General features: G+C 62.8%; 3 protein-coding genes and 1 tRNA gene. All 4 read right to left on the reverse strand.

Going from position 1 to position 2,160, the window contains the following annotated elements:
* Window positions 1-337, reverse strand: a 337-nt coding sequence (locus tag ACOVRJ_RS22870) for a type IIL restriction-modification enzyme MmeI (RefSeq protein WP_422046128.1), incomplete at its 3' end; no start/stop codon positions are given.
* Between the two features lie 257 nt (window positions 338-594).
* Complete coding sequence (locus tag ACOVRJ_RS22875) at window positions 595-990, reverse strand: DUF2335 domain-containing protein (protein ID WP_422046129.1); 396 nt, start codon at window positions 988-990, stop codon at window positions 595-597.
* Window positions 991-1,510: 520 nt separating this feature from the next.
* Window positions 1,511-1,586, reverse strand: a tRNA-Asn gene (locus ACOVRJ_RS22880).
* 45 nt (window positions 1,587-1,631) lie between these two features.
* On the reverse strand, window positions 1,632-2,160 hold a 529-nt coding region (locus ACOVRJ_RS22885; RefSeq protein ID WP_422046130.1), incomplete at its 5' end, for a glutathione binding-like protein.

Below are 2,160 nucleotides of genomic sequence, written 5' to 3' on the forward strand. Positions count from 1 at the left end.
GGAGCGCGCGGGCGTAGCTCTCGCCCTGGCTGCGGGCGCGCAGCAAGCCGTCGTCGAAGCCCTTGGTATGGGCGCCGGCCTTGAGCTTTTTGGCCTCCAGCACGAAGTGGCCGCGCCGGTAACAGTCGATGCGGCCCGCGCTGCTGGAGCCGTCACCATGGCTGAAAGTGACGGGGCGCTCGAACATGTAGTCCTGGGCGGGCGTCGGGTGGGGCTTGGGCACGCCCAGCAGCTCGCACAGGTCCATGACGAAGGTCTGCGCGGTGGCCAGCTCGCTCGCGGCAACCCCCTGCCACCGTTCGATGAATGCCTTGGGCGAGGTTGTCGATGTGTCCATCGCGGCGATGATAGACAGCGGTGGCGTCCTACCCTGAGCGGCGCCCGATAAGGGCCGTGCCGTGTTGCCGCCAATCGGACCGGATCGGCCGCTTGGCGGCCGTGTCGCCGAATCTTGAGCTTTGAAAACCACGGCACATATCCGTCACCGTTTTTCTGGGCGGATCGGGGACCCATCCGGCAAGCCCCCCGGAGGCTGCGACCTCACACTCACTGGCCTCAGCACCACCGGCTTCGCCCCTGCTGAATTGCTGTTGCCTACTTCTTGGCGCTCTCTTGAGGGCCTTTTCGGTCGAAGAGCGTCCGGAAAGATTGGACAACTGCTGCAGTTGGAATCGCAGCAAGTGCAACAGCGGCCACCTCATGGCCTGACATACCCAGGAAAAAGGCACCAAGTCCACAACCGGCGCAGACTACAAAGCCAAGCAATTGGCCAATGAAATCGCTGCGACGCACTGTGACAGCTTGGTAAAGGGCATGTTCTCGCTGCGTTTGCGCTTGCGTCTCGGCAAGTGACAACTCGCGCTGCTGAGCAGCAATGTTTGCCGCGGTAACTTCTAGCTCAATGGATCGTCGGTGGGACTGTTCGTCCTCAACCCATCGCATCAGCCGTTCAGAAGTGCCGGGAACAATCTCGTCGAACTCCCGAAGCATCGCTGGTGGGGGGGAGTTGGCCGGAGTAAGTCTCCTGCCGCATGACAACTTCTGAGGTAGGGCGACTTGCCGTCGGCTGGGCCAAAGAGGCAGCCGCTTTAACGACTTGGTTGCGCTCGCGTTTGCTCATGCCTCCTAAGCGCCTCGCGGACATCGGCGCCGATTCGGTCCCAGTCGGAAAGCTCTACCGAGGCTGGGAGCTGCACTCTCCCTGTCTTGGTACGTTTCACTTCCAACATACGAACGCCACGGGCGGTGTTGTTGCCAAACAATACTGCGGGCGCTGACACGCCCTTGGCGAACCCGCGTGCAACCGCCTGCTTCGCCGAGTCTTCCCCATCGAGTAGTGTCATCAGTAGCAACATGTCACCAAGTGTGCCATGTCTGAGTGAGTTCGGCGGGTCGCGCTTCCATCAGCCCGTGCCTGCATGATGGCTACGCGAACAAAGTATCCACGCAAGAAAAAACAAAAACCTTGACCACTTCCGCAGCCAAGGCTTTGTCACGACCAGCGATTTTTTGGCTCCCCGACCTGGGCTCGAACCAGGGACCTACGGATTAACAGTCCGGCGCTCTACCGACTGAGCTATCGAGGAATTGAGCCCCACATTATAGCCAGGTTTCGGCCTCTGGCCTGGGCCTCAGCTCGTCTTCAGCCGCTCGTTCTGCGGGAACATGGCGCGCCGGGCCTCGTCGTCCATCTCGGTCTTGAAGCTGTGGCGCTGGCGCAGGGCCTCCACGCGGGCGGCGGCCGGGCGGGCGTTGATGTCGTCCAGCAGGCGCTTGACGTTCGGGTAGCGCCCGAAGGCCTGTGGGTCGCCCATGACAAAGGGCACCAGCCGCGCCCAGCCCCAGAAGGCCATGTCCACGACGCCGTAGCTGTCACCCACCAGCCATTGGCGGGTGGCCAGGCGATCGTCCAGGATCTTCCAGTGGCGGTCGGCCTCGAAGTCGTAGCGGTTGAGCGCGTAGTCCTTGGGCTCGGGGGCGGCCACGCGGAAATGCACGGCCTGCCCGCTGTAGGGGCCTATGCCGCTGGCGATGAACATCAGCCAGCTCAGGGTGTCGGCGCGCTCGGCCGAGGCCATGTCGGTGGGCACGAAACGGCGGTGCTTGTCGGCCAGCCACAGCACGATGGCATTGCTGTCGAACATCACCACGCCGTCATCG

Source organism: Roseateles sp. (assembly GCF_049240545.1).
In the GTDB taxonomy this organism is placed as follows: domain Bacteria; phylum Pseudomonadota; class Gammaproteobacteria; order Burkholderiales; family Burkholderiaceae_C; genus Paucibacter_A.

Excerpts from the sequence above, each read along its gene's own strand:
- ACOVRJ_RS22875 (WP_422046129.1), bottom strand. The coding sequence starts at position 990 with ATGCTTCGGGAGTTCGACGAGATTGTTCCCGGCACTTCTGAACGGCTG.